This is a genomic window from Ruegeria sp. H9, assembly GCF_056532915.1.
Genome location: NZ_JBQFNX010000001.1, coordinates 1,537,330 through 1,556,118, shown reverse-complemented (window position 1 = coordinate 1,556,118; position 18,789 = coordinate 1,537,330). Strand labels below are relative to the sequence as shown.

Sequence of the window (18,789 nt, the reverse complement as noted above, 5' to 3'; positions counted from 1 at the left end):
TTTACTGAACCCGTGTCCAGACCTGACCCCGGCAGACCAGACCCCCAACGGCACATCCCTTAACGGTCAGTTTGTTCTGGCTGTCCAGTGTCATTTTCGAACTATAGGTTTTATCGCGATCCGGGGCCCAGATTTTGCCGTCGTCATAGCTGCCGTCACCCTCGGGGATCATGTCCCAGATGATTTGCTTGCCAAGGTTTTCGTACTCCAGCTGTTGGTTGCCTTGGGCATCAAATGCGCTGTCGATAGTTCCGCAGATGGCGCTGCCACATTCCGAAATCGACACATGCAAATAGCCGCCCGTATCGCCCGGAGCGGTCTTCCACAGCCCGTCTACCGGATCGGCAGCAAAGGCGGTGGTGGCCATCGCAGCGAAGACCGCTGCAAGAGAATATGTCTTCATGGTTATCTCCCTGTCTTTCCGGTCAGTCTGACCTGCCGTTCGGCACCGGGCAAGAATGACTTAGCGTCGCGTTGCGCCCCTGCCCTGCCTGTGCGATATCCCGCGCGTGTAACAGTGATATAGGGCCGCCCGACATGATCCTCTACCCCGCCATCGATCTGAAAGACGGCAACGCCGTGCGCCTGCTGCGTGGTGAAATGGATAAGGCGACGGTCTTTAACGAAGACCCTGCTGCGCAGGCCCGCGCCTTTGTCGAGGCTGGTTGCGAGTGGCTGCATCTGGTTGATCTGAACGGTGCTTTTGCCGGGGAGCCTGTTAATGCGGCACCCGTTGAGGCAATTCTGAAAGCCTGTGATGTGCCCGCTCAGCTGGGTGGTGGTATCCGGGACATGGCCACAATCGAGACCTGGATCGAAAAAGGTCTGGCGCGGGTGATTCTGGGCACCGTTGCAGTCGAAAACCCAGATCTGGTGCGCGAAGCTGCCAAAGCCTTCCCGGGCAAGGTAGCCGTCGGTATAGATGCACGAAACGGCATGGTTGCCACCAAGGGCTGGGCCGAAGAGACCGACGTACAGGTCACCGATCTGGCGCACAGTTTCGAGGACGCTGGCGTGGCAGCGATCATATATACAGACATCAACCGCGACGGTGTGATGCAGGGTCCGAATATCGAAGCCACGGCGGCGCTCGCGCAGGCGGTTTCGATTCCGGTGATTGCCTCGGGCGGCGTCAGCTCACTGGACGACCTGATCGCCCTGCGTGATTGTGGCGTCGAGTTGAACGGCGCGATCTCTGGCCGCGCGCTATATGATGGCGCGATTGACCTAAAAGAGGCCATTCGCGCCCTGAACTGAGTTATTGAGCAGCGGCGGCGGTCAGTTTCGCCAAAGCGCCGCGCATCTTTTCGATGATGGGGGATTTCTCTACTTCGTCGAGCTCGTCCATCGTCTCTTTCGGATCTTCATAAGCCAGCCAGACCTGTCCGTTTGCGTCTTCGTAGGCCTGCACCTTCAGCGGCAAGAACAGCCCCGCGCGCGGGTCGATCTGCATGGCGGGAGTGCCCAGAGCAGGGTTGCCGAAAATCAGCACCTGATTGGCCGGGATTGGCGTTCCGACCTTTTCCGCCCCCGCCGCGTGATCCACGCGGGCAAACACGGTGGCGCCCGCATTACCCACGGCGGCTTCCAGCGCGTCCAGCGCCTCGGCCACGGATTTGTTGGTTTCCACTTTGATGATGTCGTCAGCCATGGCGGACAGGGCGCCTCCGAATGTGAGAATTGAAGCCAAAAGAAGTTGTCGCATCTGGGTAATCCTTTTCATAAATTTCACCCCTAATTTCCATGGCTTCGCGACAGATCACAATCACAAGTCTGGCATCGGCGGGGCTTTGCCGGTACAGGTGCCCCGAGCAAAGGAAAGCCCATGCTGAAAACCCGCATCATTCCCTGTTTGGATGTCGCCGATGGCCGTGTGGTCAAAGGTGTGAATTTCGTTGGCCTGCGCGATGCCGGTGACCCCGTGGAATCGGCCAAGGCATACGACGCCGCCGGAGCGGATGAGATCTGCTTTCTGGACATTCATGCGACGCATGAGAACCGCGGCACGATGTTCGATGTGGTCCAACGCACGGCAGAGCAGTGCTTTGTGCCTCTGACTGTAGGTGGTGGCGTGCGCACCAAAGATGACGTGCGGGCCCTGTTGCTGGCGGGGGCTGATAAGGTCAGCTTTAACTCGGCCGCCGTCGCGAATCCGGACGTCATCGCCGAAGCAGCGGATCAGTTCGGCAGCCAATGCATTGTCTGCGCCATTGACGCCAAGACCGTCAGCCCCGGCAAGTGGGAGATTTTCACCCATGGCGGGCGCAAGCCAACAGGCATCGACGCGGTTGAATTTGCCAAAACCGTTGTCGCCAAGGGCGCGGGGGAAATCCTGCTAACCTCGATGGATCGCGATGGTACCAAGGCCGGGTTCAACCTGCCTCTGACCCGCGCGATCAGTGACGCGGTGGAAGTGCCGGTGATCGCCAGCGGGGGCGTGGGCAATCTGGACCATCTTGTCGAAGGTGTGACTAAAGGTGGGGCCAGCGCGGTGCTTGCCGCCTCGATCTTCCATTTCGGCGAATACACCATCCACGAGGCCAAAGAGCATATGGCCGCCGCTGGCATTCCGATGAGGCTGACATGAGCATTCTGCACGATCTGGCGGCTACGATTGAAGCCCGTAAAGGGGCAGACCCAGACAGCAGCTGGACCGCCAAGCTGTTGGCCAAAGGTCCCGAGAAATGTGCCGAGAAATTCGGCGAAGAAGCCATTGAAGCAATCATCGAAGCCGCCAAAGGGGACAGGGGAAAACTGACCTCCGAGGCGGCTGATGTGCTTTATCACCTGCTAGTGATGCTGGCTGCGCGCGATGTTGCGCTGGATGATGTGCTGGGCGAACTGGCCCGTCGACAGGGCACCAGCGGCATCACGGAAAAGGCATCCCGACCAAAAGACTAAGCGGGTTTCGCGCGGATACCCGGCTCGCTATACTCCGGGTTCGGGTGCATTGAGGCAAAGGGCGCGCAGATGATCAGAGCTTTGGTGTTTGCAGCGGTACTTGCCACCCTCGCCGCCTGTGCCACCCCTCCCCCGTCTTCCGGAGATGAGGTCCAACGGCTGGCGGCTGAAATTCAAAGCCTCGGCCCCGATATCGACCCGGAAGAGGCCACCCGCGCCGCCCGCATCGCCTATGCCTATACTGCGCAACTGGCGCAGGAATACGAGATCACCGACCCTCCGCTTATCCATAACGCCAAGGTCAACAAGGGTCTGCGTCCGCGTGGTCTGTGCTGGCACTGGGCTGAAGATATTGAGCGGCGACTGGATCAGGAGCAGTTCCGCACTCTGGATATGCACCGCGCCATCGCCAACGCGGATAACCCGTTCCGCATCGACCACAGCACTGCCATTATCAGCCGCAAGGGAGAGAGCATGTACGAAGGCGTTGTCTTGGATCCCTGGCGCTATGGCGGAGTTCTATTCTGGTCGCCCCTGGTTGAGGACACCCGTTACGAGTGGGTTCCACGCGAAGTGGTTCTGGAAAAGCGGCGACAGGAACAAGCATCCAGCCCGTGAGACTGAGCTTCTGCGGGCAGTGATCGAAGCGCCATAGCGACCCGACGAAAGCGTTACCCGTCGCGCCCCGGCTCGTTTGGATTGCTGGAAAACAGCGCGATTTTGTTGCCCTGAGGATCGCGCAGATAGCCGACATAGAAATTCGGACCATACGAGGCGCGAAAGCCCGGCTGGCCTTCGTCAGAGCCGCCTGCGGCAAGCGCAGCGGCGTGAAGGTCGCGAACCTGCTGTTGGGTGCGCGCCTCAAACGCCACCATGGACCCGTTGCCAGCCGAAGCCGCGCCTCCATCAAAGGGTGATTTTACATAGAACTCGGGCTGAACCGGGGATTGCCCCGGCGGCACTGGCAGCGCATAGCTCAAGTCTCCGTGATACCGCTCCAACGCATAACCAAGGGCGGGCAGGAACGCCGAATAAAACCGCTCAGCGCGCGTGATATCGTCAACACCAACGGTCACATAAGCAATCATTCCGCATGGTCCTGTCTTATTGGTTTGCTGAATGGGTATAGGTCAATTGGACCTCGCCCTCAACAAATGCACCATTTCTGTTCAATTCAGGCCGGGGCGTAGACACAAACGTCAGGGCCGTCACAGCTTGGACGAAATCACTCCAGTCGCAAACCCACCCATACGCAGTTCGCCAAACAGGCGCTGATATTCGATCTTGGGGCAGCGGTTCATGACTACGTCGATATCGCGGGCCTGCGCTTTGGCAGCGGCCTCGGCATGTTCAACTCCGATCTGCATCCAGATGGTGCGCAAGTCGGGAAACGCATCCAGCGCCTCGTCGACAATGGGTGGCACGGCCTCGGAGCGGCGAAAGATGTCAACCATATCGACGGGCTCGGGAATGTCGGACAGCGAAGCCTGCACCGTCTGGCCAAACAGCATCTTGCCTGCATGGCCCGGATTGACCGGTATCACCCGATATCCCTTGAGCGACAGATAACGCGCGACGTAGTAGCTGGGCCGCACCGGGTTCATAGAAACCCCAACCACCGCAACCACTTTGGTGCGCCTAAGGATTTGGGTCAGAACATCGTCGGAGTAGTCATTCATGAGCACACCATAAGCAAGCGCATGCAAAGAAAAAAGCGCCCAGGAAACTCCTGAGCGCCAGTTGTTGGAACGAGGGACAGTGAAATGACCCGCGGCAGTTCCATTCCGCGGTCACTGTGACATTTAAGCATGAGTTTTCTAAAAAAAAGAGGTCGCGCGCATTTTTGTGATGACACATCACAAAAGGCGGAATGCCGCCGAATGAAACCGTGCGCATTTCCTTCGGCGATCATGGTCAGAACGGCTCGTTACATAAGCCGCGCGCCGATCTTAAGCCAAGAGCAATAGGCTTTATTGGTAAAGAACCGCAGGCCAATGCCCCTCGGCCTCGCGGATGTAATTGGTGACATCGCGTTCCCAGATACGTTCGATCGCTTCCGAGTGGGTCAGATATAACCGCCCATCCACAATCTGCCATGCCATGGGATCGGTACTGCTTAGCAGACCTTTCGCCATCGCATAGGCGCAGTAACCACCAAACTGCGGGGCATAGGCGCGCGGATTGCGTTCAAATCGATCGCGATTTTCCTCTGACGCAAACCGCCAAATCGCACCCTTCCACATCAGCGCTATGTCGGGCTGACCCAACTCTGGTGCTCCAGCCTTGAAATAAGAAACCGCATCATAGCCTGAGACCGCCATCCCATCGTCCACGTAGAACATGGGCATTTCCTGCGCACCGACGACAGAGGCAAACGGGGTACAAGAGAGACTGATCAAGAAGGAACGTCGAGACAACATAGGTGATTCACTGGATTGCGGTTAGAGGGCTTCAAGATGCATATTTCAAACCGTATCTGAAACCCCCATGACGCCGATGTGAACGGGCGTGCGGTTGTTAATCGAAAACGTCTTCGATCACGTCCCAGGCTTCGTCCAACACCTTTGAGAACAGACCCCGCTTTTTCTTCTTTTTGTATTTTTTGTGCTTCTGTGCCGGCTGGTAACTTTTGATCGGCCGATCTGCCAGTTTGGCTTTTGGCACCATCTTGAGATTATGCAGGGGTGCGCCGCAGCTTGCGCAACTCAGCTCGTGCTGTTGCTTTCCCCGAAGAACCAATGCGGCACGGGTACCGCAATAGCAGCAGGTGGCAATTTTATGTGGAGTGGATATGGGGGCCTCCTGTTATCTGGGTTTGGATGCATATAGTGCGATAGCCGCGGCATTTGAGACGTTTAGAGAACCAAATCCCCCCGCCGCGTCAATTTTTACCAATTGATCGACGGTTTCTTTGGTTTTCTGCCGCAACCCAGGCCCCTCGGCCCCAAGCACCAGCGCCACCGGGCGATCACGCTTGTCGCCCAGCGTGGCTTCTATCGTCTGTTCGGCCTCACCATCCAGACCCAGGACTAAATACCCCATGTTCTGCAACTCGATGATCGTATCGGCCAAATTGCGCACGCGTAGATAGGGTTGTCGTTCCAACGCGCCGCTGGCAGTTTTTGCCAAAGCGCCGGTCTCGGGCGCTGAATGGTGGCGGGTGCCAATGACGGCGCTGGCGCCCAGCACTTCTGCCGAGCGTAGAATCGCCCCGACGTTATGTGGGTCTGTCACCCGGTCCAGCAGCAGCACACGTGGGTTTTCCTGCCCAATACAATTCTCGGCAAGCCCACCCCATTCCAGCGGCTTGACCTCAAGTGCCGCGCCCTGATGAACCGATCCCGGATCAATCGGTGCGGTGAATTTTCGCGGATCAACCATCTCGGGTACAATCTCCGCAAATTCAATAGCTTCCAGCAGTTTGTCGCGGGCATTGCGCGTCACAATCAGGCGCAGCTTCTGCCGTTTCGGGTTCATCAGCGCGTCGCGTACGGCGTGTAAACCGAACAGCCAGACGGTTTCTGCCGCAGCCGCTTTGCGCGCCTGTTCCTTCTCAACGACCCACTTTGGTTTCTTCATGATACGGGCCTCCGGGCCGGGAATTCGGTTTCCTGCGTCAAAGCGGTATTTTCCTGTTGACGCCCTTTAGACGCGCTAGTAATCACGCCTCCACGTCAGGTGCAACGCCTGACAGTGGGCGACAGGCCGCAAGGTGTGGCAGGGGACTGTAACTCCCTCGCGGAGACGCACGCCTGGTTCGATTCCAGGGTCGCCCACCACTTACTCACCGAAAAAATTGAGCCATTCGTTCAGGCCGATATCTGGGTGATAGCAACGTTCGATGTCAACTTCCATGGTCCCCGCGCTATTGCGACACAGGTCCAAATGACAGCGTCATCTCTTCGTTGTTGTCAAAGCGGTATGGCGCAACCAAGATTTTCACCTGTGCTGGGTCGACGTCCTTCGGGACATTTCGAGCCGATTCCCAAACCCGAAGAGCAGCATTTGGCGCGCGCGGGTCCCGATCGCTGTAAACAGGATGATCGGGCGCAAAATAGGCCATGTTTCCGGAAATCCAATTGTCAGCAACAATTGCACTTTCGGGCGTTGTTTGCGCGATTATCTCAGAGGTCAAAGTAGCGAAAGGGGCCGCGCGTTTGGCATCCCCTGCCAGATTGTGATGCAGCATCGCCAGTCCAATAAACACCGCCAGAACGGCGCTGACCTGGGCAAATCGCCTTACGCCTTTACGACCTGTTCTGGGTAGTAGCCACAAACACAGTACGGGACCGGCATAAATCAATATCGGTTGCAGCCAGCGATCCTTTACGTTGGTGCTTCCGCTCACAAGCACTACAGCCGCCATAAGTAACAACGCCCAGACCAGAGTACGCGTCATCAATCGCCTCAGATCATCACCTTTGGCGGCCACCCCTTGCCTGAGATAGATCGACCAAAGGACGCCCAGTACGATCAGCAAGAGCGATACAAACCCAGCCGACGCCAAGGCCAACTCAACCAAGCCTTGCAGCGCGATCAATGTGGTTGGGCCATCGCTGCTCATGTCCAACTTGCGCGCGCTTGCAAATGCGTGTTCGGGATTGTTCAGAACCCATAGCACCGGTGGTGTGACAAGCAATGCGGCGACACCCAACGAAAGCAGCAGTCGAGGCGACCAGAGAGGCTTGCGCGTCTCAGATGCACTGAAAGCCGCCAGCAACATGGCCAGCAGCGCGATCGCATAGTTGTATTTTGACAAACTTCCCATTGCCACGACTACGCCCAGCAAGACGAATCCCCAAGTCGTCGGTTTGCGAATTAGCCCCCAAATCACCGCGAAGGTCAGAACCGAGCAGAGATTGGCCAGAACGGTATGCGTCAGCGCGCGTTGCGCCTCCCAACTAAACTGATAGAGCATCAGAAGTGACAGGACCGACAGCCCTGCCCACAGTGGCGCATGACGGGTTCGTATGGTCAGGTACAGCGTGACAACCGTCGCCAGCAGCATCCCGTTCTTCAGCAGTGACAGCCCTAATATGCCGGGACCGGTTATCTGAAAGATGCCCCATTGCAGCCAGGCGTAAAGTGGCAGTTGCGGGCCGTAGCCCCATTCCAAGCGGCGCGCATCAAGAAGTATCTCAGCCTCATCCAGACCAAGCGCGCCGCCGGTTGCAACTCGCAATACGACATGAAGCAGAAAGTAAGCCGTGACTATGCTTAACCAGAAGCGATCTGTCGACATCAACCCATCGAGACGGGATTGCTTCGCTGCCGGGTCATCGACCCCGCAAGCGGCTTCCAGAGATCGCTCATCTGAGACGCACTGATCTTCGATCATGGATAAGCCCATTTCGTCGGCACTCGCCCAGGATATCTGGCCGCCGGATTGCAACTTTGACCGAAGCTAGACCCGATGTGTGGGCTCAAGTCCACCATTTTTGCGGCAGTTGGGCGCGCGAGAAACAATGCGCGCAGCTCAGCAGATGGATGCCTGGGCTTCAGCCGCCAGATGCCGCGGCGGGTTGAACGTCAGTTTGGGATATTTTGTCAAACCACTCAGTCAGGCTGCTGACATCGGGGCCAAGCGCCTCGGCTATGCCGCCGGCGAATTCCTGAAACTTTTCAATGTTCAATTTATTGACGCCCACCAAGACGGGAATCTCACGCTCTAGTGCGTCGGCGATAATTGGGCGAAAACCCCGCCCGTCCGCCTCGTGCTTTCCGAACTTGTTGATGATCAGCAATTGAGGGCCATCCTCAAGCGACCGCGTCACGAGGCCGACGGCCCGTTCCAATTCAGCCGGATCCAGACGGCAACCCCGAGCGTTCTTGCCAAGGGATTGTGAGATGCGAATGGTTTCCCCGGTCGGCAAGACTTTCAGATCCATATCGCATTTATATCCGTCGGCACATTCGGTGTTGGTCTGCACAACCCCGGCAATCGGTGTTCCGGCCAGCACAAGACCATCCGCAAATTCGCTAAGCAGGCGGTCAGTCGCACCGCGATCGGTTGTCGTTACATAGGCCAGATGCATTTTTTTGGACCTCAGATTTCAGTCGATGACGTTTCAGATAGCACGCGTCGGCTTGTCCGACCACCTTCATCCATTAAGGCAACGGTGAAAGCCCGATCACCGATGCGTGCAGGTGGAGGAGAACCGCGTAAGAAGCCAAAGCAATCAACCAGACCCAAAGGCTGGGCCAAGGGCGGGGCGCGCTGAGTGACAGGCGCGCGGTATTGCGGGAAAGGCGTACCCATTCCGTCCCCAAATTCCGCGCGCTGCGGTGATCAATGAGCGCCATGCCCATCACCGCAAAGCCAGCAAACAAGCCGAACAAGATGACATGCGACAGGCTTCCATTGGCCAACAGATGTGCCAAAGCCCATAGCATCAACGCCACTAGTATCGGATGACGCGTCGTGCGCAGGACTCCAGGGTTTTCGGGATCGAACGGGCGGTGCCCCAGCCCTCCGAACGAGAACGGGTTCCGGATCGATAGGCCCGCAATTGCCAACCAGCAAACAATTGGCATGACCAGCAAAGGCACCCACCGAAAGATTGGAAGCGGCGGGATCACTTCGACATAAGGTGCATTTGCGGCGGCGATGATCAACCAAGCCAAAACGGCCAGAGAAATCATCGAATAGCTGGCGAAGTATGCGCGTTGTCCCATCGTATCGATCAGCCAGCTGCGCACTGCGGGCCGCGCTGGAATCATGTGGCTAAGAAGGAATGTGGCAAGTGCAGCAAGGAAAAGGCCCCAACCGGTCATCGTAGTCTCCGAACGTGTTGCGCCCGGTTTAGGCCGTAACAGCGCGCTGGTCTTTGTCCGAAATCAAGTGAGGGTGAAGGGGCGGTTGCCCGCCCCTGCCCTGTTTTATAGGCCCAGCGCCTTGCGGCGTTCCTCGGCAAAGCCCTGCACCATACGGTCGGCGATCAGGGCAAGAATGGCCATGGCGGCCCCGGCCGAGATGCCAAGCCCGACATCCGCCTGCCCCAGCGCCAGATAAATCGACTGGCCCAGACCGGTTGTCCCGATCAGTGCCGCTATCACCAGCATGGCGAAGGCATAGAGGATGGTCTGGTTCAGCCCCAGTAGGATGGTCGGTGCGGCATAGGGCGCGCGGACGTCGCGCATGATCTGCCACTCGGTCGCGCCGCTGGAGATTGCGGCTTCCATCATTTCCTCGGGTGTGTTGACCAGCCCGTGTCGCGTGTAGCGGATCATCGGGACGATGGCGTAGGCGCAGATCGCCAGGAAGGCCGAGAACTCACCGATCTGAAACACCATCAGAACTGGGATCAGAAACACAAACAGTGGGATCGTCTGCAGCATATCACAGATCGGGCGAACCACTTTCCAGACCGGCCCCCAAACGGCGCTGGCAAGACCGATCAGCCCTCCGACCACTGCGCAGGAAAACACTGCGGCACCGCTGAGGTAGAGCGACAGGAGTGCCCGCTCCCAAAGGCCTGAAACGAGGATGGTACACAGCAGCCCAACCGACAGCGCCGCAAGACGCCAGCCACCCGCGACCCAACCCAGCGCAGCCGCGCCGGTCAGGACAAACGGCCAAGGCAGGTTTGATATGCCGGTTTCCAGCATGCCGATCAGGATAAGAACGATCAGACCGCCGGTCAGATGCCCGCGCCATGCCATCAGCAGAGCGATAGCCGCACCGGCGGCGAACAGACCCCAGCTCATGCTCGGGGTCCACTGGAACCCCCAGGTGAACGGTAGTACAGCCTGGTCCAGACCGATCCGCAAGGGCAACAACACATAGAACAGAGAGTTGTTCTTGAGTGCGTCCAGCCAAGGCCCGTTAGCCTGCGTAAATGAGGTCAGGCCGGTGTCAATCGCCTCGGCCATCGGGTCCAGAACTGTAAGGCCAGACGGGTTCGGCAACCGGGACCAGAAGGCAGCGGTAAATAGCACTGCAAAGCCCAGCATCGCCCAGACAACGCGGCTGTCATATCGCTTGCGCTCGGTCGCCAAAGTGCCGCTCATCCTGTCGATGATCACTGCGAAGACAACGATGACCAGACCGGCCATGAGGGATTCACCGAACTGCGCCTTGCGCATGGTCAAAAGGACTTCCCAGCCGATGTCGTTGAAGCCGCCGATGACCGCCGCGATGATCACCATCGACAGGGCGGCCATCAGGCATTGGTTCACACCAACCATGATCTGCGTCGTGGCAGCAGGAATTTCGACCTGAAAGAGCTGCTGCCAGCGCGTCCCGCCGGACATGATCGCAGCCTCTTTGATTTCGGGCTCTACCCGTTCCAGCCCCAGCATAACGTTGCGAGCCATAGGTGGCGCGGCGTAGATGGCCGAAGCGATCAGGCCGACCACCGGCCCAAAGCCAAACAGAAGCAACAGCGGCGTCAGATAGGCAAAAGTCGGCACCGTTTGCATGACGTCCAGTACGGCCTGAACGAAGGCCTTCACGCGTGGCACTTCATTGGCAAGAATACCGATAGCCCCGCCCATAATCAGCGCCACGGGGACAGACACGGCGACAAGCGCCAGCGTATTCATGCTCTCGGCCCAATAGCCTGAAGCCAGAACGAAGCTGAGGCCAAAGAACCCCAGCGCCGCCATCGGCAGACCGCCCAGATACCAACCCAGCGCAGTGACGACCCCAATCAAGATCGGCCAGGGCGTGCTGCCAAGCACGTAGTTTGCAGCATTCATCGGATAAGTCATCAGGTCCGAAAACAACCGCATCGCCGGTTTAATGCCATTCAGAAACCAGTCGAGAAACGCACCAACCCATTGCGTTGCAGGCAGTTCCCATTCTTTGGGCCATGTGACCAGCCATGGGGCGACGCCTTCCAGCGCAAGGCAAACCGCGCCAACGACAAGGGTAATCAGCGCGGCCTGCGTCCCAGCCGTCAGGCGGGCCTGCCGCGCGGGGATATCCGTCACAGCGGTCATGCTTCATCCACCTGCAAAGCTGCGGCGAGATCGGACGGATGAACCGTACCGACAATATTGCCGTCTGCATCGCGGACGGGCACGGGTTCATACAGCTCCATGCAATGTGCGAGCGCCGCGTCGAGCGTCATGGATGTGGTCAAGCCCGGATCATCCGGCCCACGCTCAGCATCATCACGCATGACCGAAGCAACCTTGGCATGCTGGCCTTTGGCCACGTCCTTAGAAAATTCGCGCACGTAGTCGTCTACCGGACGCAGCACGATATCCGTCGGCGTGCCGATCTGAACGATTTTGCCATCGCGCATAATTGCGATGCGGTCGGCCAGTTTCAGCGCCTCTTGAATGTCGTGAGTGATAAAGACGATGGATTTCTTCAACGTCGCCTGGATGCGTAGGAATTCATCCTGCAGCTGGCGGCGGATCAAAGGATCAAGGGCCGAGAACGGCTCGTCCAGAAACCAGATATCGGGATTCACCGCAAGGCTGCGCGCGATCCCTACGCGTTGGCGTTGACCACCCGAAAGCTGCCGGGGAAAGCTATCTTCGCGGCCTTCCAAGCCGACCAGCGAGATTACTTCCTGCGCACGCGCCAAACGTTCCTTTTTACCGACGCCTTGCACACGCAGCGGATAAGCCACGTTTTCGGCCACGGTCATATGAGGGAACAGGCCAAAATGCTGGAAAACCATGCCCAGCTTCTTGCGCCTTAGTTCAGTCAGGGTCTTCTTCGATGCACCGATGACATTCTCGCCATCCACACGGATCTCGCCGCCCGTACCGGGCAGAAGTTGCGAAATGCAACGAATCAGCGTCGATTTGCCCGAGCCGGACAGGCCCATGATGACAAAAAGCTCGCCTTCTTTGACCTCGAAATTGGCATCCTGAACAGCAGGGATAAACCCCTGTTCGCGCAAATCGGCGGCGGCTTTGTCTGCGTCACTCCCTGACCGAGACAGCGCGTCGGTCAGAGCTTTGTCGGCACCTTGGCCAAACACCTGCCAGAGATTCTGGCAGGCGATGGCTGGCGTATTCGCTTCAGTCACTTAAGCGGACTCACTGCGTTGCCGCGTCAACGACGGGGCGCCATTTGTCTTCATTCTCGGCCATCCATGCCGCGACGACTTCTTCGACCGCGCCACCATCTACGTCGATCGCCCCCATCATTGGCTGCTGGTCTTCGACCGAAAGCTGATAGTTAGTCAGGATTTCATAGGCAGCGGGCCACTTGTCTGCCATGCCGCTCCAACCGGCCTTGAAGATACGTGACGGCGAGAAATCGCAATCATTCACTGCGTTGGGGTTCGGGCCCCAAGACGGATCGTTAAAGCACGCCTCTTCGCCTGCAGGCAGTTCGACAAACTGTACGTCATATGCCGACATCGCCCAATGTGGCTGCCAGAAGGTGATCAGCAACGGCGACTTGCGCTCGGTCGAGGCGCGCAATTCGGCGATCAAAGCGCCCTCGGAACCCGCGGGGACCGCTTTGAACGGCAATTCAAGACCGGTCATACGATCCGCGCCGGGCGTACCCCAATCCGCTGGGTAATCGACCAGACGGCCACCGGGCAGAGTTTCAGCCGTAGCAAAAACTTGCGCACACTCTTTCAGCGCTTCCCACGCAGGCAGGCCCGGGCACAGCTCCGCTACATGTGCCGGGTAGGCAATGCCTTCCTTGGCATCAAGCCCTAGATCGCCGATTTCAACAACGGTGCCTTCGTCGATCTTCTTGGCATATTCGTCGGACACGTTGGACGACCAGATTTCCAATGTCGCGTCAATGTCCCCATCGGCCAACGCCTGGAACTGATTCATCATCCCGGCGGTCACGTATTCTACGTTATAACCGGCGGCCTTCAGCATCTCACCTGCCACATGGGTGGTCACATGTTGACCGGTCCATTCGTTGATCGCCAGCTTGATCGGTTCATCGACCGCGCCCATATCTGCGGCATGGGCCGCCCCGGCCACTGCGATAGCCAAAAAGCTTACGCTTAGCTTTTTCATAACAACAACTCCCTGTTTTTTACGTTTGCCCCATGGCGATATCGAGCCCGCCCAGGATCATTTGTGGTCACAGCACATTTCGCAACATGCACAAGTTTAGCCGAAAAAGGAAAGGGAACAGTTGTTCCAGGTCCGACGCGCTTCATCAAGCGTGAAAACACGACCCATCCCTGCTGCTCCACTCGGCAATACACACACTTAACACCGTCAGTTCGGAACCGTCAAAGATATTGATTGACTAGTCAATATAAAACACGCGCTTCAACTCAAGATCTGATTTGCCTTGTCAAATCTTCTTAATAAGGCAGCATCTGGATAAGGGAGGGTCTGGGAGATGCGTCACTTTGAAAAGATCTACCAGATATCGGCTGATCGCCACGGCGGCCCCGCCGAACTGGAAAGCAAGCTAAGCAAGCCTAAACCAATCGCCGAATTGGTGGCGATGTCAGATGATCGCTGGTTATCGATTATTACGAAAACCGTGTTCCAGGCAGGGTTTAACTGGAAAGTGATCGAATCGAAGTGGGACGGATTCGAAACGGCATTTGACGGCTTCGACATTGGACGCTGCGCATTCATGGATGACGAGAAATTCGACGCACTGCTGCAGGACACCCGCATTGTCCGCAACGGAACTAAGATTGCCACAGTGCGCGACAATGCCGCGTTTCTGCTGGAACTCCGCGCGGAAGGTGGCGTCGGGCAAATTCTGGGCGGGTGGCCATCACAGGATTATGTCGGCTTGCTACAGATGCTCGCCAAGCGCGGATCGCGGCTTGGCGGTGCTTCGGCGCAGTATGCTATGCGATTTGCCGGTCGGGACAGCTTTATTCTGTCCCAAGATGTAACAGCTCGTCTGATCGCTGAGGGCGTTATCGACAAACCTGCAACCTCCAAAAAAGCAATGGCCGCGGTGCAGGCCGCGTTCAATATATGGATGGAACAATCCGGGCGATCGCTGACGGAAATCAGCCGGGTTCTAGCGATGAGCCTTTGAAAACGACTTGCAGCGCCGAGCTGCCGCATTAGGCTTAATGCCATGATCCGCCCCCTGTTGATTTCATTGCTGTTTCTATGTGTAGCCTGTGGTCGACCTCTAACCGATCACGAGCGCGCGTTTGTCAGTAAAATCCACGGAGACACATTGAATCTGGATCGTGTGCGATTGGTAGAGGGTGCCCCCGTCGCAGCGGTTACATTTACCCGCAAAGCCCGCCCTCGGGTTGCCTGCCGTGAACGGATCTTACCACCTGTCAAAGAGGAAACCGTGACCGGCAAACCCGCGGGCGTTGCGCTGTTCAATCATGTATACTTCACGAAGGACTGGTATCTGGACGACTACATGAGCCAGTACCCCGATCAGGTGAACCTGATCGGGGCAATGTTGCTTGCGCATGAATTAACCCATGTCTGGCAGTGGCAAAATCGCAAGACAACTGGTTATCACCCGTTCCGCGCTGCGGCAGAGCATGGCCGGAAGGACGATCCTTACCTGTTCGACCTTGATACTTCGCCCGATTTTCTGGCCTATGGCTACGAACAGCAGGGCGCCATCGTCGAGGAATATGTTTGCTGCCGGGCGCTCGACCCCGACGCACCTCGAACCAAGCGCCTGCACGATATGCTAAGCGCGCAATTCGAAGTCTCGAAATTGCCCGGTAACAGGCGTGAAAGCTCCGTCCTGATACCCTGGGCGGGCGCAGAGATTAATGGCATCTGTCGCTGAGCTTGTTAGTTTACTTGCAGGGTCTTCAGGTAAGCCACTAGATCCACGATTGGCTTGCTGGTCAGGATTGGCTGCCCTTCCGGCGTTTTGATCGCGGTGTCGTTACCTTCGAAATAGGGGCCATAAACCGGCATCGGGCTGCCATGGCTGACCAACGGTTCGCGCCCGTCAATCCGCGCCACGACGCGCGCTGTCGGAAATACACCATTTGCATCGGCCAGCGTTCTCAGGTTTGTTGGCTGGATCACCAGCACCCCGGCCATTGGCCCATGCCCGGTTGCATCCAGCCCATGACAGGTAGCGCAATAGTGCTGATACAGCTCGGCCCCGGTCTCCACGTCCTGAGCTGAAGAGGCCTGTGGTATCATGGTAAGTACAGTCAGCGCGCCTGCGCCAAGTATTGATCGGATCATCACTTTTCTCCCTCCTGCCTTGCAATTCGAGACTTGCCGGGAGGTCGCGCTGACGCAATGATCCAGATCAACGAAATAGGCGCAGGGACAAAAGGCAATGACACAATACGCAGCCATCATGCTGGCCGCCGGGATCGGCGTTCCCATCCTCGCCGCGCTGAACGCCGCATTAGGCAAGTTGATCGGCTCACCCAATGCGGCCGCCGTCATCCTGTTCGCGATCGCGTTTGTCGCTTCAGCGCTGGCGCTGTTGGTACTCGGTGGATCCGATGCCTTTGCCAAACTCACCCAAGCCCCCAAACATCTGCTGCTGGGCGGCGTATTAATCGCCTTCTATGTGCTATCAATCACCCATGTGGCCCCACATTTTGGCGTGGGCAATGCGGTGTTTTTCGTCTTGCTCGGCCAGTTGATCAGCACAGCTGCGATTGACCATTTCGGTCTGTTCGGCGCTCAGGTTACGCCGCTGACATTCATGCGGGCAGGAGGCATTACGGTGATGGCAATCGGGGTCGCAATCACTCAGCTGGCCTGAGCACGCCACCCTCCAGCCGCAACATCCGGTCCATCCGCGCCGCCAGATCAAGGTTATGCGTCGCGATCAGCGCCGAAAGCCCCTCATCCCGGACCAGCGCCATAAGGGCCGCAAACACCTGATCCGAGGTATCGGGGTCCAGATTGCCGGTTGGCTCATCCGCCAGCAGCACACGTGGCTGATTTGCCAGTGCCCGGCAGAAGGCCACGCGCTGTTGTTCTCCGCCCGACAAGGCTGCTGGCCGGTGATCTGCGCGCGGAGCGACGCCAACGCGATCAAGTAACTGCATCGCACGGGCTTGCGCTGCTTTCTCGGAAGCACCGTTTGCCAGTTGCGGCAACACGATGTTCTCCAGCGCCGTAAACTCAGGCAACAGATGGTGGAACTGATAGACGAAGCCAACATCGCGCCGACGGATCGCTGTGCGCGTGCGATCCCCTTTGCCCGTCGCGCCCTGCCCTGCGACTTCGACTTCGCCGGTATCCGGGATATCCAGCAGGCCCGCGATATGCAGCAGGGTCGACTTGCCCGCCCCGGATGGCGCAACCAATGCCACAGCCTCACCCGCGCGCAGCTCCAGATCGGCACCGCGCAGAACCTGCACCTCTCCCGGGGTGCCTTGCAGATAGGTCTTGGTCAGACCGCTGAGCCTTAAAGTCACATCACTCATAGCGCAGCGCCTCAACCGGGTTCAGCCGCGCTGCGCGACGAGCCGGGAAATAGGTGACAAGGAAAGACAGGCCAAGTGACAGCCCTATCGCTTTCATGACGTCAGACAGGTGCAATTCGGCGGGCAATGCGTAGATGCCGCGAATGGACGGGTCCCAGACGCCGCCACCCATGACGTAGTTCACGAAGGAAAAAATCGGATCGATATAGATAGCGAAGAGGCAGCCCAGTACGACGCCCATCGCTGTTCCGATGATTCCCGTAAAGGCCCCGCAAATGAAGAACACCCGCAGCACTGATCCTTCGCTGAGCCCGATGGTGCGTAAGATACCGATGTCGCGCCCTTTGTTCTTCACCAGCATAATCAACCCCGAGACGATGTTCATTGCTGCAATCAGCACGAGGATCGACAGGATGATGAACATCACATTGTCTTCGACCTCCAGCGCTCGCAGGAATCCTCCTGAGACATCCTGCCAAGTCCATATCTGGCTGCGCTCACCTGCGGCCTCAAGGATCGGAATCAGGATCGGGGTCAGCTCTTCGGGGCGCTCGACCATCACTTCGATCTCGTCCGCCACGCCTTCACGGTTGAAGAAGCTTTGCGCCTCGGCAAACGGCATGTAGACGCGCGTGCGGTCGATGTCATAGCGCCCGGCAGAAAAGACATAGACCACCTCATAAGCGTTCACGCGGGGAGATGTGCCAAATGCGGTTTTGACACCGTTGGGCGAGGTCAGCTTGACCCGATCTCCCACCGTCGCCCCGATGGCCCGCGCCACGCCCGAGCCGATGGCGATGCCGTCCGGGAACCGGGACAGGTCACCATAGGCCTCTTCGCTTTCTGCAATACCGGGCAACTCGGCCAGATCGTCGGGACGAATGCCAAAGACCTGCACGCCTGAACTGCGGTCCGCATTGGTGATCAGCACCTGCCCTTTGACAAGCGGTGCTGCCCGTTCGACCCCCGGCACCTGCGCGATCCGCTCGGCCATTCCATCGAAATCCGTGATGGTGCGGTCTAGCCGCCCCTGCGCATCGATTTCTCCGGCGGAATACACCGTGACATGTGCGTTGGCCCCAAGAATAGTGCCCACGAATTCTGACCGGAATCCGGACCGAACAGCCAGCGTCGCGATCAGAGCGAACACAGCGAGCGTAATCCCGATCAGCGAGATCCAGGTCATCACGCTAACGCCCCCTTCGGCCCTACGGGCACGGAGGTATCGCCAGGCGATTTTCCATTCGAAAGGGGCAAAGGGCGGGGGAGATTTGGCCATTCCTGCCTCGGGTTCAGATTTTTCGCGACCCTTTCGACATTTCGCCGGATGGTCAAGCCAGTTATCGTGCGGACACCGGTTCGGCGTTACTGCGCCCGATAAAGGGGCGAAAAGAACAGTTTGAAACGAATCATTTGCCCCAAGCGCCAACTCATCAGCGGCAGCGCGAGAAATCACTGGCCGCAAATTATACCAATGGTTGTGAACCCCTTCACAGACAAGGGCTTATTGTTTCAGTTATGAAGTCAATGTGAGATATCAGCACCCGACTGAGTCACAATCGCAACATTCAGGTGCGAAATATTGTTTCACAAA

23 protein-coding genes and 1 tRNA gene are annotated in these 18,789 nt (G+C 57.8%); 8 read left to right on the top strand and 16 right to left on the bottom strand.

What is annotated here, in order from left to right:
* Position 1: 1 nt before the first annotated feature.
* Entirely contained in the window at positions 2-403 is a 402-nt protein-coding gene (locus ACR0CZ_RS07500) for a DUF2147 domain-containing protein (RefSeq protein ID WP_170392077.1), read from the bottom strand.
* A gap of 134 nt (positions 404-537) precedes the next feature.
* Here ACR0CZ_RS07500 and hisA point away from each other — a divergent pair, with 134 nt between their 5' ends.
* Positions 538-1,257 carry a 1-(5-phosphoribosyl)-5-[(5-phosphoribosylamino)methylideneamino]imidazole-4-carboxamide isomerase gene (hisA, locus tag ACR0CZ_RS07495; RefSeq protein WP_170392079.1) on the top strand — a complete coding sequence of 240 codons (720 nt, stop codon included), beginning with the start codon at positions 538-540 and terminating at the stop codon, positions 1,255-1,257.
* Between the two features lies 1 nt (position 1,258).
* Here hisA and ACR0CZ_RS07490 read toward each other — a convergent pair whose 3' ends face one another.
* A complete protein-coding gene (locus ACR0CZ_RS07490; protein ID WP_255611717.1) occupies positions 1,259-1,705 on the bottom strand; it encodes a DUF302 domain-containing protein in 447 nt (148 codons plus the stop codon).
* A gap of 120 nt (positions 1,706-1,825) precedes the next feature.
* Between ACR0CZ_RS07490 and hisF the strand changes: the two genes are divergently transcribed.
* From hisF to ACR0CZ_RS07475, 3 genes are all read left to right on the top strand, one after another.
* A complete protein-coding gene (gene hisF / locus ACR0CZ_RS07485; protein WP_170392081.1) occupies positions 1,826-2,587 on the top strand; it encodes an imidazole glycerol phosphate synthase subunit HisF in 762 nt (253 codons plus the stop codon).
* Positions 2,584-2,901, top strand: a complete 318-nt coding sequence (locus ACR0CZ_RS07480) for a phosphoribosyl-ATP diphosphatase (RefSeq protein WP_170392083.1) — start codon at positions 2,584-2,586, stop codon at positions 2,899-2,901. Before hisF ends, ACR0CZ_RS07480 begins: the two co-directional genes overlap by 4 nt.
* A 69-nt stretch (positions 2,902-2,970) precedes the next feature.
* The gene (locus tag ACR0CZ_RS07475; protein ID WP_170392085.1) at positions 2,971-3,519 is read left to right on the top strand and encodes a hypothetical protein; all 549 of its coding nucleotides are present in this window, start codon (positions 2,971-2,973) and stop codon (positions 3,517-3,519) included.
* Positions 3,520-3,572: 53 nt separating this feature from the next.
* On the opposite strand, the gene ACR0CZ_RS07470 is transcribed toward ACR0CZ_RS07475, so the two are convergent.
* The 5 genes from ACR0CZ_RS07470 to rlmB all read right to left on the bottom strand — a co-directional run bounded on the left by ACR0CZ_RS07470 (position 3,573) and on the right by rlmB (position 6,480).
* Positions 3,573-3,989: a VOC family protein gene (locus ACR0CZ_RS07470; RefSeq protein ID WP_170392087.1), complete on the bottom strand. Its 417-nt coding sequence runs from the start codon at positions 3,987-3,989 to the stop codon at positions 3,573-3,575.
* A gap of 120 nt (positions 3,990-4,109) precedes the next feature.
* Positions 4,110-4,580 carry a CoA-binding protein gene (locus ACR0CZ_RS07465; protein WP_170392089.1) on the bottom strand — a complete coding sequence of 157 codons (471 nt, stop codon included), beginning with the start codon at positions 4,578-4,580 and terminating at the stop codon, positions 4,110-4,112.
* A 291-nt stretch (positions 4,581-4,871) separates the two neighbouring features.
* Positions 4,872-5,243 (bottom strand): YHS domain-containing (seleno)protein, encoded by a 372-nt coding sequence (locus ACR0CZ_RS07460; protein WP_255611718.1) that lies wholly within the window; start codon positions 5,241-5,243, stop codon positions 4,872-4,874.
* Positions 5,244-5,418: 175 nt separating this feature from the next.
* Positions 5,419-5,694, bottom strand: coding sequence for a hypothetical protein (locus tag ACR0CZ_RS07455; RefSeq protein ID WP_255612144.1), 276 nt, complete (start codon positions 5,692-5,694; stop codon positions 5,419-5,421).
* A gap of 12 nt (positions 5,695-5,706) precedes the next feature.
* Positions 5,707-6,480, bottom strand: a complete 774-nt coding sequence (gene rlmB / locus ACR0CZ_RS07450) for a 23S rRNA (guanosine(2251)-2'-O)-methyltransferase RlmB (RefSeq protein WP_170392093.1) — start codon at positions 6,478-6,480, stop codon at positions 5,707-5,709.
* Between the two features lie 116 nt (positions 6,481-6,596).
* On the opposite strand from rlmB, the gene ACR0CZ_RS07445 reads away from it, so the two are divergent.
* Positions 6,597-6,680, top strand: a tRNA-Tyr gene (locus ACR0CZ_RS07445).
* An 86-nt stretch (positions 6,681-6,766) separates the two neighbouring features.
* On the opposite strand, the gene ACR0CZ_RS07440 is transcribed toward ACR0CZ_RS07445, so the two are convergent.
* From ACR0CZ_RS07440 to ACR0CZ_RS07415, 6 genes are all read right to left on the bottom strand, one after another.
* Positions 6,767-8,239, bottom strand: coding sequence for a glycosyltransferase family 39 protein (locus ACR0CZ_RS07440; protein WP_170465084.1), 1,473 nt, complete (start codon positions 8,237-8,239; stop codon positions 6,767-6,769).
* Positions 8,240-8,399: 160 nt separating this feature from the next.
* Entirely contained in the window at positions 8,400-8,936 is a 537-nt protein-coding gene (locus ACR0CZ_RS07435) for a DUF2478 domain-containing protein (protein WP_170392097.1), read from the bottom strand.
* A gap of 73 nt (positions 8,937-9,009) precedes the next feature.
* The gene (locus tag ACR0CZ_RS07430; protein ID WP_170392099.1) at positions 9,010-9,675 is read right to left on the bottom strand and encodes an NnrU family protein; all 666 of its coding nucleotides are present in this window, start codon (positions 9,673-9,675) and stop codon (positions 9,010-9,012) included.
* 105 nt (positions 9,676-9,780) lie between these two features.
* Complete coding sequence (locus tag ACR0CZ_RS07425; RefSeq protein WP_170392102.1) at positions 9,781-11,844, bottom strand: ABC transporter permease subunit; 2,064 nt, start codon at positions 11,842-11,844, stop codon at positions 9,781-9,783.
* Entirely contained in the window at positions 11,841-12,890 is a 1,050-nt protein-coding gene (locus ACR0CZ_RS07420) for a betaine/proline/choline family ABC transporter ATP-binding protein (protein ID WP_170392104.1), read from the bottom strand. Before ACR0CZ_RS07420 ends, ACR0CZ_RS07425 begins: the two co-directional genes overlap by 4 nt.
* 10 nt (positions 12,891-12,900) lie before the next feature.
* The gene (locus ACR0CZ_RS07415) at positions 12,901-13,851 is read right to left on the bottom strand and encodes an ABC transporter substrate-binding protein (protein ID WP_170392106.1); all 951 of its coding nucleotides are present in this window, start codon (positions 13,849-13,851) and stop codon (positions 12,901-12,903) included.
* A 334-nt stretch (positions 13,852-14,185) separates the two neighbouring features.
* On the opposite strand from ACR0CZ_RS07415, the gene ACR0CZ_RS07410 reads away from it, so the two are divergent.
* Both ACR0CZ_RS07410 and ACR0CZ_RS07405 read left to right on the top strand, forming a co-directional pair.
* Entirely contained in the window at positions 14,186-14,848 is a 663-nt protein-coding gene (locus ACR0CZ_RS07410; protein WP_170392108.1) for a DNA-3-methyladenine glycosylase I, read from the top strand.
* A gap of 42 nt (positions 14,849-14,890) precedes the next feature.
* Entirely contained in the window at positions 14,891-15,577 is a 687-nt protein-coding gene (locus tag ACR0CZ_RS07405; protein WP_170392110.1) for a hypothetical protein, read from the top strand.
* A gap of 5 nt (positions 15,578-15,582) precedes the next feature.
* Here ACR0CZ_RS07405 and ACR0CZ_RS07400 read toward each other — a convergent pair whose 3' ends face one another.
* Complete coding sequence (locus ACR0CZ_RS07400; RefSeq protein WP_170392112.1) at positions 15,583-15,990, bottom strand: c-type cytochrome; 408 nt, start codon at positions 15,988-15,990, stop codon at positions 15,583-15,585.
* Positions 15,991-16,087: 97 nt separating this feature from the next.
* Between ACR0CZ_RS07400 and ACR0CZ_RS07395 the strand changes: the two genes are divergently transcribed.
* On the top strand, positions 16,088-16,525 hold the full coding sequence (locus ACR0CZ_RS07395) for a DMT family transporter (RefSeq protein ID WP_170392114.1): 438 nt from the start codon (positions 16,088-16,090) through the stop codon (positions 16,523-16,525).
* Here ACR0CZ_RS07395 and ACR0CZ_RS07390 read toward each other — a convergent pair.
* Positions 16,509-17,195, bottom strand: coding sequence for an ABC transporter ATP-binding protein (locus tag ACR0CZ_RS07390; RefSeq protein ID WP_170392116.1), 687 nt, complete (start codon positions 17,193-17,195; stop codon positions 16,509-16,511). The two genes, ACR0CZ_RS07395 and ACR0CZ_RS07390, sit on opposite strands and share 17 nt — an antisense overlap.
* Complete coding sequence (locus ACR0CZ_RS07385; RefSeq protein ID WP_170392118.1) at positions 17,188-18,474, bottom strand: lipoprotein-releasing ABC transporter permease subunit; 1,287 nt, start codon at positions 18,472-18,474, stop codon at positions 17,188-17,190. The genes ACR0CZ_RS07390 and ACR0CZ_RS07385 overlap by 8 nt, the downstream gene beginning before the upstream one ends.
* Positions 18,475-18,789: the final 315 nt, after the last annotated feature.